11 protein-coding genes are annotated in these 12,919 nt (G+C 62.2%); 10 read left to right on the forward strand and 1 reads right to left on the reverse strand.

The window, feature by feature from the left end; all coding sequences use genetic code 11:
* Positions 1 to 185 precede the first annotated feature (185 nt).
* From P5706_RS07000 to P5706_RS07040, 9 genes are all read left to right on the forward strand, one after another.
* Complete coding sequence (locus tag P5706_RS07000) at positions 186 to 1,115, forward strand: fatty acid desaturase (protein WP_285678836.1); 930 nt, start codon at positions 186 to 188, stop codon at positions 1,113 to 1,115.
* 9 nt (positions 1,116 to 1,124) lie between these two features.
* Positions 1,125 to 1,916: a phosphate/phosphite/phosphonate ABC transporter substrate-binding protein gene (locus P5706_RS07005; RefSeq protein WP_285678837.1), complete on the forward strand. Its 792-nt coding sequence runs from the start codon at positions 1,125 to 1,127 to the stop codon at positions 1,914 to 1,916.
* A 132-nt stretch (positions 1,917 to 2,048) separates the two neighbouring features.
* Positions 2,049 to 2,558: a sigma-70 family RNA polymerase sigma factor gene (locus P5706_RS07010; RefSeq protein WP_200433431.1), complete on the forward strand. Its 510-nt coding sequence runs from the start codon at positions 2,049 to 2,051 to the stop codon at positions 2,556 to 2,558.
* Positions 2,555 to 3,493 (forward strand): FecR domain-containing protein, encoded by a 939-nt coding sequence (locus P5706_RS07015; protein WP_285678838.1) that lies wholly within the window; start codon positions 2,555 to 2,557, stop codon positions 3,491 to 3,493. Before P5706_RS07010 ends, P5706_RS07015 begins: the two co-directional genes overlap by 4 nt.
* Positions 3,494 to 3,734: 241 nt before the next feature.
* On the forward strand, positions 3,735 to 6,365 hold the full coding sequence (locus P5706_RS07020; protein ID WP_285678839.1) for a TonB-dependent receptor: 2,631 nt from the start codon (positions 3,735 to 3,737) through the stop codon (positions 6,363 to 6,365).
* A gap of 171 nt (positions 6,366 to 6,536) precedes the next feature.
* Positions 6,537 to 7,550, forward strand: coding sequence for an ABC transporter substrate-binding protein (locus tag P5706_RS07025; protein ID WP_285678840.1), 1,014 nt, complete (start codon positions 6,537 to 6,539; stop codon positions 7,548 to 7,550).
* Positions 7,551 to 7,678: 128 nt separating this feature from the next.
* Positions 7,679 to 8,608, forward strand: a complete 930-nt coding sequence (locus P5706_RS07030; protein WP_285682664.1) for an aliphatic sulfonate ABC transporter substrate-binding protein — start codon at positions 7,679 to 7,681, stop codon at positions 8,606 to 8,608.
* Positions 8,609 to 8,774: 166 nt separating this feature from the next.
* Positions 8,775 to 9,779 (forward strand): ornithine cyclodeaminase family protein, encoded by a 1,005-nt coding sequence (locus P5706_RS07035; protein WP_200433426.1) that lies wholly within the window; start codon positions 8,775 to 8,777, stop codon positions 9,777 to 9,779.
* Entirely contained in the window at positions 9,776 to 11,170 is a 1,395-nt protein-coding gene (locus tag P5706_RS07040) for an aromatic amino acid lyase (protein ID WP_285678841.1), read from the forward strand. The genes P5706_RS07035 and P5706_RS07040 overlap by 4 nt, the downstream gene beginning before the upstream one ends.
* A gap of 122 nt (positions 11,171 to 11,292) precedes the next feature.
* Here P5706_RS07040 and gstA read toward each other — a convergent pair whose 3' ends face one another.
* Positions 11,293 to 11,895 (reverse strand): glutathione transferase GstA, encoded by a 603-nt coding sequence (gene gstA / locus P5706_RS07045; RefSeq protein ID WP_285678842.1) that lies wholly within the window; start codon positions 11,893 to 11,895, stop codon positions 11,293 to 11,295.
* A gap of 96 nt (positions 11,896 to 11,991) precedes the next feature.
* Between gstA and P5706_RS07050 the strand changes: the two genes are divergently transcribed.
* Entirely contained in the window at positions 11,992 to 12,861 is an 870-nt protein-coding gene (locus P5706_RS07050) for a LysR family transcriptional regulator (RefSeq protein WP_285678843.1), read from the forward strand.
* The last annotated feature ends 58 nt before the right edge of the window (positions 12,862 to 12,919 follow it).

The following is a 12,919-nucleotide window of genomic DNA, read 5'->3' on the forward strand; positions in this document are numbered from 1 at the left end:
TGGATTCAAAGAAAGCCGCGAAGAAAAAACCGGCAAAGACCGCCGATGAAAAACGCGCCGAGAAAAAAACCAAGAAGTCCGAAGCCGGCCTGTTCGGTCACTGAGTTACAAGCTTAGAACCAAACGATCTGCAAGATTTTTGCGCCTCACTGCACAGAGCAGGAAACACCTGCTCTGAGCTGCCGATGGCCAACTACCTTGATCCGACCCAACGCCGGGAAATCGAAGCCCTGGCACGCAGTTTTACCGCAATCACCGAATGGCCGACCTGGCTATTGCTGGTCGGCGTGTATGCCGGCTGGTTCGCCGTGATCCTCGCCAGCCACTGGCTGGGCCTGTGGCTGAGCACTGTGTTGCTGATTCCGCTGGTGACGCTCTGGCTGTCGGTGCAACACGAATTGCTGCATGGCCACCCCACCCGTTCGCCCCTGATCAACAAACTGCTCGGCTACGCGCCTTTTGCCGTGTGGTATCCCTACACGCTGTACCGCGACAGTCACCTGTTGCACCACAACGACGAAGACCTGACCCTGCCGGGCATCGACCCGGAAAGCCGCTACCTCAATCAACACCAGTGGGATAACAGTTCGTTGCTCAAGCGCGGGGTGCACTGGCTGACCAAAACCCTAGTGGGGCGTTTTCTGCTGGCATCGCCGCTGGCCATCGCCCGATTGGCGCGTCATCAACTCCAGCGCCTGCCCCAGGTGTGGCCGATGTGGCTGGCCCACGGCGGCGTGACAATCCTGATGCTGAGCTTTATCGCTCACTACAGCGCCATTCCGGTATGGCATTACCTGCTGCTGGTGACCGCGCCAGCCTTGTCCCTGGCGTCGATCCGTTCCTACTATGAACACCGCCCGCACCCGCAGCCGGAACAGCGTACGGTGCTCAACGAAGCGTCCTGGCCGTGGACCTGGCTGTTCCTCAATAACAACCTGCACCTGGTGCACCACGACTTGCCCAAGTTGCCCTGGTATCTGCTGCCCACGGTCTACCGGGCACGACGTGAACAATGGCTGGCGCGCAGCGGTGGTTTCCTGGTGCAGGGTTATGGCCAGTTGATCAGCCGCCACGGCCTCAAGGCCATCGACAGCCCAAGGCACCCTTTTGCGTGAGAGACGACCATGAGTGACCACTACGCGGAGTTGTTGATGTACGTCGCGCCCGCAGCCGTGCAACAGGCCAACCAACAATGGCTGGCGCGCATTTTCGAGCGCCTGGGCCTGACGCGCCGCAACGCTGACCACCTCGACCTGCACGGCCTGTGGCTCGCGCCCGAGCTGCTGGTGACGCAAACCTGCGGCTACCCGCTGATGACCCAACTGCGCGGCAAAGTGCGCGTAATCGGCCGCCCGCGCTACGAGCTGGCCCACAGCCGCCAGGGCGAACACTGCAGCCTGCTGCTGACCCGCGAGGACAACCCGCTTAACGAACTGGCGGATTTCTACGACAGTCGCGGCGTGATCAACGGCCACGACTCCAACAGCGGCATGAACCTGCTGCGTGAACGCCTTGCACCGCTGCAACGCGACGGCCGTTTCTTCGCCAGCGTCGGCATCAGCGGCGCCCACCGCGAAAGCCTGCGCTGGCTGCGCGTAGGCCGCGCCGACCTTGCCGCCGTCGACAGCGTGACCTACGACTACCTCGCCCGTTTCGCCCCTGAAGAAGTGGCGGGGCTGCGCATCGTCACGCACAGCGCGCCGAGCCCGACCTTGCCCTTTATCGGCCCGCTGCACTTGAACGATCAGCAAGCGGCGCACATTCGTGAGGTGATGAATCAGGCGTTGCAGGATTTACCGCACGTGGTCGCAACCCTGGGCATCCAGGCAGTTCTGCCTGCCAGCGAAGACGACTACCAAGTCCTGCTGAACTATCAACAAGCAGCCGCCACCGCCGGTTACCCACACCTACGCTGATCGACGCTGATCGTGCGAACAATTGGTTATATAAGAATGCATTTTAAATATTATTAAAGAATAAGCCGCCTTGCTAGGATCGCTCCACCGGAACACCGGACATAACGTGCAACCAACTCAGATGGAGCCACTATGTCCGGCGCCGACACTTCTCACAGCGATTACGTGGGCGGATTGTTCCGCAGTCATTACGACTGGCTGTGCAGCCGTTTGCACCGCCACCTCGATTCTCGCGCACATGCCGAAGACATCGCCGCCGACACCTTTGTCCAGTTGCTGAGTTCGCCCGGCGTGCTGCCGATCCGTCAGCCTCGCGCCTTGCTTACCACCATCGCCCAGCGCTTGATGTACCAACTGTGGCGTCGCCGTGACCTGGAACGTGCCTACCTCGACGCCCTGGACAACGACGAAACGTGCAACGCACCGTCGCCCGAAGACCTTGCGCAAATGCTCGAAGCCCTGCAGGCCATCGACCAACTGCTCGACGGTTTGCCCGCCAAGGTCAAGGCGACCTTTTTGCTCTCGCAACTCAATGGCCTGACCTATCCCGAGATCGCCGCCGAGCTGGGTATTTCCCAACGTTCGGTCAGCGACTACATGGCCCGCGCCCTCAACCGTTGCCTGCGGCTGTGCCTGGAATGAACGACGCCCTGATCGACAGCGCCACGCGCTGGTACGTGCTGTTGCGTTCGGGCCAGGCCACGGCGGCCGACTGGCAGCGCTATCACCAGTGGCGCGCGGCCGACCCGCGCCATGATGCGTTGTGCCAGCAACTGGAAGCGCGCCTGGGCGTGTTTCAGATTCCCCAGGCTCAGGGCATCAGCGGCAAGGTCTTGCAGCAGGCGCTGGATGCGCCTTCCAGCCGTCGCCAGGTGTTGCAGATCGCGTTGGCGGGCGCAGGCGTGGCCATCGGCGCCGTGCTGCTGGCCAAACCCGTAGGCTTGTCGGAACTGACCGCCGACGTCCGCACCGGCACCGGTGAGCGTCGCACCGTCACCTTGGCCGATGGCAGCGAGTTGCTGCTCAATGCGCAGAGCGCGGCGGATATCCAGTTCAACCCGCAGCAGCGCCTGGTGCGTCTGCGCGAAGGCGAGTTACTGGCCAAGGTTGCCAGCGACCGCAACCGCCCCTTTTTGCTTCAGACCGACCAAGCGCGCCTGCACGCCTATGGCAATCGTTTTTTGGTGCGTGAGCGCGACGGGCAGGGCCAAGTCGTTGCGCTCAATGGCGCGGTACATATCGACAGCCAGCGCGGCGAGCGCCTGCAACTCGCCGCCGGCCATGCCGTGCATTTCGACCGTGGCGGTTTCGGCCCGGTGCTGGCCAGTTCCTCCGGCGCCACTGCGTGGGTCGATGGTTTCCTGCAAGTGCGCGACCGCCCGCTGGCGGAAGTCATCGACGCGTTGCGGCCCTATCACAATGGTGTGCTGCGCCTGGACCCTGGCGTAGCCGGGTTGCGCGTCAGTGGTCTTTATCGGCTGGACAACCCGCAGCAAATCCTCGACACCCTGGCGCGCACCTTGCCGATCCACATCACCCGTCGCACCGGCCTGTGGGTGACCATCAATGCCGCCTGACGGATTCACTCAGTCCGTGTGGGAGCTGGCTTGCCTGCGATGGCATCGACTCGGTTCAACGGTCAGACCGAGTCGCCTGCATCGCAGGCAAGCCAGCTCCCACATTGACCGGGTTTTTATTTCTAAACCGGGTTCTAAGGACATAACCAAACGGTCTGCAAGTTTTGCCCCCGCCAACCCACATCACTCCCGTAAGCGCTGCGGGGAGCAGCGTTCTCGAGTTTCCTTGGGGGGAGCCAAAGTGAATCAGTTCAACCGTGTGCCGCTTCGAACCTTTGCCCTGGTGCCGTTGGCCAGCCTGTTTTTGTCCTTTGCCGCCAGCGCCGAAGACGCGCGTCAGGTCTACCACATCGCCCCTGGCCCGCTGGATGAAGTGCTGCTGAACATCAGCCGCCAGAGCGGTCAGGTGATCTCTTTCACGCCGCAACTGGGGCATTATTCGTCGGCTCAGGTTGACGGCTCATTGTCGGCGCAACAGGCAGTGGACGCCGCACTCAAAGGCACCGGCCTGCAAGTGCAAGTCAGCCCGGACGGTGCGTTTATCATCAAGGAAGGCGCGCCGGCCGGCAGTAGCGTGAAGGCCCAAACCAGCGCCGCCCAGGCACCGACCCTCGACCGCGTGGTCGCCATCGGCACCCGGCGCAGCGACGCCACGGCCCTGACCAGCAGCGCCCCGGTGGATGTGATCAACGCCGAAGAACTCAAGCAAACCGGCGCCACCAGCCTCAACCAGGCGCTGTTCCAGTTGCTGCCGTCGTTCAACTTCCCGCAGAACAACAGCGCCACCCGTGGGCAAGACCCCAAGGGTGCGTCGCTGCGTGGCCTGTCGCCCGACCAGACCTTGGTGCTGATCAACGGCAAGCGCCGTCACACCTCGGCGGTGGTGAATATTTCCGGTGGCGTGCCGTTTATTGGCGCGCAGCCGGTGGACCTGGACATGATCCCCATCAGCGCCATCGACCACGTCGAAGTGCTGCGCGATGGCGCCTCGGCGCAGTACGGCTCCGACGCAGTGGCCGGGGTGGTCAACATTGTGCTCAAGGAGCGCGACAGCGGTGGCGGCATCAACACCCAACTGGGCAAATATGCCCAGGGCGATGGCTTCAGCAAGACCACCGACGGCTGGTACGGCATTGGCCTGCCGGGCGATGGTTTCCTGACCCTGAGCTTCAACACCCTGAACAACAAGCCCGACGATATCGGCGACAAATACGTCGCCGACGGCCAGGTGCAAGACCCACGCTGGGGCGGTGCCGGGCGCGATAAATACAACCTGGCCGCCAACGCCGAAATCGGCCTCAATGACCAATGGCGCCTCTACAGCTTCGCCACATTCGGCCAGGACACCTCGGTCAACAACACGCCGCCCTTGCTGGCCAGCAGCCCCAACAATGTGGCGTCGATCTACCCCGGCGGCACCATTCCCAAGTACCGCTATCGCTATGAAGACGGCGCCATCACCGTGGGCACGCGCTATGAAGATGAGTCCATCGGCCGCTTCGACCTGAGCGCCACCTATGGCCGCGACGAGCACGACGAGCTGGCCTTCAACACCGTCAACCCGAGCTACGGCGCCAACAGCCCGACCAAATTCAATGTCGCCACCCTGGTCAACGACCAGACCAACATCACCCTCGACTACGCCAAGGACCTGGACGTGAACTGGTCCAGCCACCCGCTGACGGTTTCGGCTGGTGTGGCGTATCGGCACGAACAATATCGCCTCGAAGCGGGCGATTACGACTCCTACTCGTTTGGCGGTATTGATGGCGTGCAGGTCGGCGCCGTACAAGCCTCCGGCCTGACCCCGGACGATGCCGACACCTTCAAGCGTGATGTAGCCGGCGTGTATTTCGGCCTCGAAAACCAGGTCACCGACAAGCTGCAAGTCGGCGTCGCCGGGCGCACCGAGCATTACTCGGACTTCGGCTCGGCCACCACCGGCAAGCTGTCGGCGCGCTATGACTTCACCCCGCAAGTGGGCCTGCGTGCCACGGTCAACAATGCCTATCACGCACCCAGCCTGGGGCAGATCGGCACGTCATGGACCACCACCACCAACCTCGACGCCAACGGCAACCCGGTGTTGACCCGCATGTTGCCCGCCGACAACCCGGCCGCCCGTGCCCTTGGCGCGCAACCACTCAAGCCGGAGAAGTCGACCAACTATTCGTTGGGCCTGGTGCTGCGACCTGCCGACAACGCCTCGCTGACCATCGATGCCTACCAGATCTCGATTCGCGACCGCTTGCTTTTCAGCGGTGGTATTTCCGGGCCTTTGGCTGAGCAGATTCTCACCAATGCCGGCTATGGCCAGTATTCCTGGGCGCAGTTCATGACCAACGCCGCCGACACCCGCACCCGAGGTGTCGACATTGTCGGCAAGTACAACCTGGACCTCGCGCAGTTCGGCAACCTGGCCCTGTCGGCCGGCTACACCAAAGCGCGCACCACGATTGAGAAGGTCCACGAAAACCCCAACGGTTTTGAAGTGCTGACCCGCGAAGCGCGTGGTTTTGTCGAGCATGGTTACCCCGAAGACAAACTGGTGTTCGGCGCGGTGCACAAAATCAGCCAATGGACCATCGCCCTTAACCAAACCCGCTACGGCAAATACCGCAAATACGCGGCCAGCGAGACCAACGCCCAGTACGACCAGGTCTTCAGCGCGCAATGGACCACCGACCTCGACGTGAACTACGCGTTCACCAAGCAACTGCGCGTGTCAGTGGGCGTGAACAACCTGTTCGACAGCAAACCCGACGACTTCAACAGCCGCCTGCGCCAGACGCCAGGCCAGCAATACAGCTACCTGTCACCGACCGCGCCGGAAGGGGCGTTCTACTACACACGGCTCAGTTATGACTTTTAAAACCTGATCTCGATTGCGGTGCAGATCAACTGTGGGAGCTGGCTTGCCTGCGATGGCATCACCTCGGTACCACTGGAAGAACCGAGGTGCCTGCATCGCAGGCAAGCCAGCTCCCACATTGACCATGCCCACTTTGAGTTTGTTGTGAATCGAATCACCACGAGGCTACGCATGAAAAAACTAAAAAACCTGCTCGGTGGCTCGCTGCTGGCACTCGCTGTCCTGACGCAGCCTACCCAGGCCGCCGAGGCCATCAAACCCATCCACTTCGGCGACATCACCTGGGAAAGCGGCAGCCTGATCACCGAAGTGCTGCGCCTGATCGTCGAGAAAGGCTACGGCCTGCCCACCGACACCTTGCCCGGCAGCACCGTGAGCCTGGAAGCCACCCTGGCCAAGGACGACATCCAGGTGATCGGCGAAGAATGGGCCGGGCGCAGTCCTGCGTGGGTCAAGGCCGAGGCCGAAGGCAAAGTATTCGGCCTGGGCGACACGATCAAAGGCGCCACCGAAGGCTGGTGGGTGCCCGAATACGTGATCAAGGGCGACGCTGAGCGTGGCATCAAGCCCTTGGCGCCGGACCTGAAATCGGTGGCCGACTTGGCGCGCTACAAGGACGTGTTCCGCGACCCGGAAGACCCGAGCAAAGGCCGCTTCCTCAACAGCCCCACCGGCTGGACCTCGGAAATCGTCAACAGCCAGAAACTCAAGGCCTATGGCCTGACCGACACCTTCGTCAACTTCCGCACGGGCTCCGGCGCGGCACTGGATGCTGAAGTGGCCTCCTCGATCCGCCGTGGCAAACCGGTGCTGTTCTACTACTGGTCGCCAACGCCACTGCTGGGCCGCTTCAAGCTGATCAAACTCGAAGAACCACCGTTCAACGCCGAAGCCTGGAAAACCCTGGCCGACGCCAACAACCCGCACCCCATTGGCACTCGCTCGATGCCTGCGCATCTGGCGATTGGCGTGTCGGCGCCGTTCAAGGCGCAGTACCCGCAACTGGTAACGTTGTTTGAAAAAGTCGACCTGCCGATCGACCTGCTCAACGGCATCCTTGCGCAGATGAGCGAGAAACGCGAACAGCCACGCCAGGTCGCGCTGGCGTTCCTCAAAGAGCAGCCGCAAGTGTGGCAGCAATGGGTGCCTGCGGATGTCGCGGCCAAGGTCAAAGCTGGCCTGTAGCTGATCGTTCCCACCCTCCGCGTGGGAATGCATCCCGTGACGCTCTGCGTCACGATTTTAGAGCGGGACGCGGAGCGTCCCTGGCGGCATTCCCACGCAGAGCGTGGGAATGATCGGAGGTAACAATGATGGTTAAGTTTTTCAGTGTGGTCCTGGCTTCACTTGTGTTTTCGGCAGCGGTGTCTGCGGCCGAACCGTCCACCTTGCGCATCGGCTACCAGAAAAGCTCGGTGAGCATGGTGCTGGCCCGCGAACACAAACTGTTCGAAGAGGCGCTGCCCGGCACCCAGGTGCAATGGACCGAGTTTCTCGGTGGCCCGCCGCTGATCGAGGCGCTGAACGCCGGCAGCCTGGACATCGGCAACATCGGCGACATCCCGCCGATCTTCGCCCAGGCCGCCGGCATCGACTTGCAGTACTTCGCTGTCGAGCCCAATGAAGGCAAGACCGAAGCGGTGCTGGTGCCCACAGCCAGCAGCATCCAAAGCGTGACCGAACTCAAAGGCAAGCGCGTGGCGCTGCTCAAGGGCTCCAGCGCGCACAACCTGTTCCTCAAAAGCCTGCTGCGCGCGGGCTTGCAGTGGAAGGATGTAAACGTGGTGTACCTGTCGCCGTCCGATGGCCGCGCGGCGTTCGAGCAAGGCAAAGTCGACGCCTGGGTCGTGTGGGACCCGTACTACTCGGCGGCCGTGGTCGATGGCTCCGCCCGCGTGCTGGGAGACGGCCAGGGCCTTAACCCGGCTGGCAGTTTCTTTGTGGTCAACAGCCCATTTGCCAAACAGTACCCGCACGCCGTCGCCACCATCATCAAGACGCTCGGCAAGGCCCAGCGCCTGTCCCTGGACCAGCCCGAAGACAGCATCGCCTTGATGGCCAAGACCTTGGGCCTGCAACCGGCGGTGGTCAAAAGCTACTTCGAACACCGCTCGCCGGAGCCGATTCGCCCGCTGCAAGCCATCGACATCGCCAACCAGCAACGCACTGCCGACCTGTTCTTCGCCAACGGCCTGATCCCGAAAAAGGTCGATGTGCAGCAAATCGTGTTCAAAGCGCCATAAGCACCTATTTCCTGTGGCGAGGGAGCTTGCTCCCGCTGGGTTGCGCAGCAGCCCCAGAACCATTCACCGCGTACCGCCTGCGAGAACGCGGTGGTCATGATTGGGGCCGCTTCGCAGCCCAGCGGGAGCAAGCTCCCTCGCCACAAAAGCTACCAGTGAGCAGACTATGCAACCGATCTACATCGACTTTCTCAACGGCCTGGACATTGACGAACTGGGTCTCACCAATGACGAAATCCTCAGCGCCATCGAAGCCAGCCTGGGTATCCAGGGGCGCGGTGAGGCCGTCATCGAGCCGCGTACGCACCTGATTCCCGGTGGTGATATCAACGGCCACTTCAACGTGTTGCGTGGCGTACTCGGTGGCGATATCGGCTACGCCGGGGTCAAGGTGGTGGGCGATTTTGTCGATAATTACCGCAAAGGTTTGCCCTCGGAATTGGCGATCCTGAACCTGCTGGACCCGGCCACCGGCATTCCCAAAGCCATCCTCGACGCCTCGGCCATTACCGACATGCGCACCGGCGCCGTCACCGCCATCGGCGCCAAATACCTGGCCCGGCCGGGCAGCAAAGTGCTGGCGCATATCGGCGCGCGCGGCACGGCCTATTGGAATGTGCGCCTGCTCGACCACCTGTTCGACTTCGAGGAAATCCGCGTGCATTCGCGCCGCAGCGAGAGCCGCGAAGCCTTTGCCGAACGCCTGCGCCAGGACCTGGGCAAGCCAGTAATTGTCACCGACGATTGGGAAAGCACCGTGCGCGGCGCCGACATCGTGGTCGAGGCCTCGCGCCTGGATCAGCCCGAGCCGTTGTTGCGCACCGACTGGATCAAACCCGGCGCCTTTGTGGTGCCCTACGGCACCATGAGCGCGGTGCAATTGTCGCTGACCGACATCATGAGCAAGCTGGTGGTCGATGATTGGGGCCAGTGCAAAGGCGGCATGTTCGGCGCCTTGCGTGCCCACGTCGACGCCGGAAAACTCAGCGCCGAAACCCTGCACGCCGAGCTAGGGCAGATCGTTGCCGGTTTAAAAAACGGCCGTGAAAACCCTGAAGAAACCATCCTGTTCTGGCACCGTGGCCTGAGCCTCAGCGACATCGCCCTGGGCCACGCGCTGCTGGAAAAAGCCAAGCGTCTAGGCATCGGGCAGCGGTTGCGTTGGGCATGATTCACTTCGACCCCGAAGGTTTGACGCTGGATGATTTGCTGGCCATTGCCCGCCAAGATGCACCGGCAAACTTCACCGCGCAGGCGCGCCAACGCATCGACGCAGGCCACCGGTTGCTGCTGAAACTGGCCGCGCAAGGCACGCCGATTTATGGCCTGACCACCGGCCTGGGGGCGGCTGTGGATACATCGGTGGCGCCAGTTCAGGCGAGCATTCCGTTGGGGCGTGCAGTGGGCGTTGGGCGTTTGGCCAATCGCCAGGAATTACGCGCGATTACGGCTGCACGCCTGGCTGGATTAGCACAGGGCCGCTCGGGTATTTCACTGGTGGCGGCCGATGCACTGTTGGATTTGCTTAATTCAGGCGCCGAACCCCAAGTGCCATTGCTCGGCTCATTGGGTGAGAGTGATCTGGCGCCGCTGGCGCACCTGAGCCTGGCGCTGAATGTGCGATTGACCGGCAAGGATGGCCTGGCGCTGGTCTCTGCGAACTCCGCGAGCGTCGGCCTCGGCGCTTTGCTGGTTGCCCAGGCGCAGCAAGCAATGCAAGCGTTATTGGCCGCGCTGGCCTTGTCCTGCGAAGGCTATCGCGCCAACCTCAGCCCGTTCCAGCCCTGGGCTTCACGCTTGCGCCCGGCGCCTGGGCAAACCGAACAGTCGGCGGCGTTGTTGCAGTTGCTGGAGGGCGGCGAATTGGCGGAAAGCCCACGGCGCTTGCAGGACCCGTTGAGCTTTCGCTGCGCCACCGTTGTGCAAGGCGCGGCGCAACAGGCGTTGCAGCGATTGCATGAAGTGGTCGAGCTGGAGTTGCGCAGTGGCGCGGATAACCCGGCGTTGATCAGCGAAGAATCAATGGTACTGGCCACTGCCAATTTCGACAGCACGCATTTGGCCCTGGCCGCCGAAGGGTTGGGCTTGGCCCTCAGTCGAGTCGCCGCCTGTAGCGCTGAGCGCATTTCCAAGTTGCTGTCGCCTGCCTCCAGCGATTTGCCACGTTTTCTGATCACCCAACCGGGGCATGTCGGCATGGCGGCCTTGCAGCGCACCAGTTCGGCGTTGGTGGCAGAGATCGGGCATCTGGCCAACCCATTGCCCGCCGTGAGCGTGCCCGTGGCGGATCGGGTGGAAGACTATGCCGGGCAGGCGCTTGCTGTGGTCGACAAGACCCGACGCTTGACCGAGCGTGTGTTGTGGTTGGCCAGTATCGAACTGATTGTGGCTGCGCAGGCGGTGGACTTGCGTGGTGTGGTGCGGCTGGGGCAGGGCGCTCGGCAGATTCATGCGGCGGTGCGCAGTCAGGTGGCGCATCTGGATCAGGATCGGTCGGGTTCGGTGGATGTGTTGGCACTAACTGCCTTTATCACCGATGGCCACCTGAAACCCTTTCTCTAAACCAATGCAGATCTAATGTGGGAGCTGGCTTGCCTGCGATAGCGGTGGCCCAGACAGCACATCATTGCCTGACACACCGCCATCGCAGGCAAGCCAGCTCCCACAGTTAATTGCATTTCAGGTCATGCGGATTCGGCCGCCAGTGCGGCAGTCACCGCAGCCCGTGCGCCCACGCGCTGCATAAACGCTGCCAGCGCTGGCCACTGCTGCAAATCGATGTCATGAAACCCCGCCCAACGCAGCACCACAAACAAATATGCATCCGCCACCGAATAGCGCTCGCCGAGCAAATAGTCCTGACGCTCCAGCGTCTGCACCAGAATCGCAAAACGCTTGTACAACGTAGCCACAAACATCGCCCGCACATCGCCTTGAATCGCCGGGTTGAAGAAAATCGCCAGCCCGCCATGAATCTCGCTGGCGATAAAATTCAGCCATTCCTGCAAGCGCACACGTTCCCAACTGCCGTTGGCCGGGGCCAAATGGGCGGTGGGTTGCAGGTCGGCCAGGTATTGCAGGATCGCACTGGCTTCGGTCAGCACCTGGTCGTTATCCAGTTGCAGCGCGGCCACGTAGCCCTTGGGGTTGATCTGCAGGAAGTCTTCGCCATTGGCGGTGGTTTTGGCCTGGTTATCGACCAGCACCAAATCGAAGGGCAAGGCCAATTCGCGCAACACGATATGCGGGGCGAGGGAACAGGCATTCGGGAAAAAATACAGTTTCATGTTGAGGCGCTCGGTTGAATTTGCGCCAGTCTCACGGGCATGGCACCGTGGGTAAAATTAAACCTTCAGACCCCACCCATAAGGACAGCTACTGCCATGATGAACCTGATGCACTGGCGATTGCTGGTGGCCGTGGCCGATCACGGCAGCATCACGGCGGCCGCCGAGCAGGTGGGCATGACCCAATCCGCCGCCAGCCAGGCCATGGCGTCCATGGAGGCCACCCTGGGTGCGCAACTGTTCACCCGTGAGCCGCGCAAGACCTTGCCCACAGCGCTCGGGTTGAGTGTGATCGAGCAGGCGCGGGTGATGATGGGCGCGTTACAGGCCATACGCACAACCGTCGACGAAGCCCGCCCGTTGTTGCGCGGCAGCATTCGCATCGCCAGTTTCCCGATGGTGCTGGCGACCTTTCTGACGCCGTTGTTGCAGCGTTTCCGTCAGTTGAACCCCGGTATCGAGGTCACCACCCTGGATGTCACCGACAGCGAGGTGCTCACCTTGCTCAACGCCGACCTGATCGACCTGGGCGTGGTGCTCAACCCCAAACCAGAGCGCAACGCCACGGTGTTGGGGCGTGATTACTGGATGGCCGTGCTGCCGGCTGATCATCCCATCGCGCAGCGCCCGGCCAATGCCAGCGTGTCGCTTGAAGAGCTGCTTGAACAACCCTTTGTACTCGCCACCGGCGGTTGCACTGCCAATGCCCGCAGCCTGGGCGCGGCTGCCGGCTTGAGCTTGCGCGATATCCGCGTAGAGGTACGCGAATGGAACAGCGCCTACAGCCTGGTACGCGAGGGCGTCGGCGTGACGCTGGTACCAGAAATGGCCTTGCCGGCCCAGCGTAATGGCCTGCGGGTAATGCCGCTGACGGTGCCGCTGCACCGGGAATTTGCCATGGTCGGCTCCACCACCCGGGCGCCTTCAGCCGCAACCTGCGCATTGTTAAAAATGCTGGCTGACTAGTGGCCTTGCATAGCGCCAAGCCCTGTCTATGCTCACTCAGAACCGTTGATGACGTTTG

The sequence above is a fragment of the Pseudomonas sp. ChxA genome (assembly GCF_030263855.1).
In the GTDB taxonomy this organism is placed as follows: Bacteria; Pseudomonadota; Gammaproteobacteria; order Pseudomonadales; family Pseudomonadaceae; genus Aquipseudomonas; species Aquipseudomonas fluorescens_CB.